This is a genomic window from Caballeronia sp. INML2, assembly GCF_023631365.1.
Taxonomy (GTDB): domain Bacteria; phylum Pseudomonadota; class Gammaproteobacteria; order Burkholderiales; family Burkholderiaceae; genus Caballeronia; species Caballeronia turbans.
In genome coordinates this window covers 1-490 of sequence record NZ_JALQDH010000219.1, presented here as the reverse complement: position 1 = coordinate 490, position 490 = coordinate 1, and the positions used below count along the sequence as shown (strand labels likewise).

Here is a 490-nt window from a genome sequence, read left to right as displayed (position 1 = left end):
TTGGCCCTACGCGCTTGCCCGCGATCTTAAGCGTGTCGTCGGAACGGCCGTAAAGGAAGAACATGTGATCGTCGTACTGGATCGCAAGATCGCCGTGAATCCAGATATCGGGCACGCTGCGCCAGTATGTGTCCAAATAACGTTCAGCATCGTTCCAGAACGAGCGCGTCATCCCAACGAACGGCTCGAGCACAGCCAATTCGCCCATCTTGCCGCGCGCCGGTTGTCCGTCGCCCCCGCGTACGTCGACCCGGATTGAGGGTGCTACGGCGTTAAAGCCGCCGGGAACGATCGGTTTGACGACCACGTTCGCAAGCAGTCCGCCCGAAGCCTCAGAACCGCCTGTGAAATTGATTACGGGACAGTCGAAGGCGCGGCCATACCAGCAGAAAGTATCGGCGTCGATCACCTCACCCGCCGTGATTACAAGCCGGATGGACTCGAGATCGTAACGCGAGATCGACGATCGATGCGCTGCGAGTGAGCGGAT

At 59.4% G+C, this 490-nt stretch carries 1 pseudogene; it reads right to left on the bottom strand.

The features are described 5' to 3' along the window. Positions 1–409 (bottom strand): annotated as a pseudogene (locus NCT32_RS37080) (AMP-binding protein); the annotation flags it as partial. Positions 410–490 lie beyond the last annotated feature (81 nt).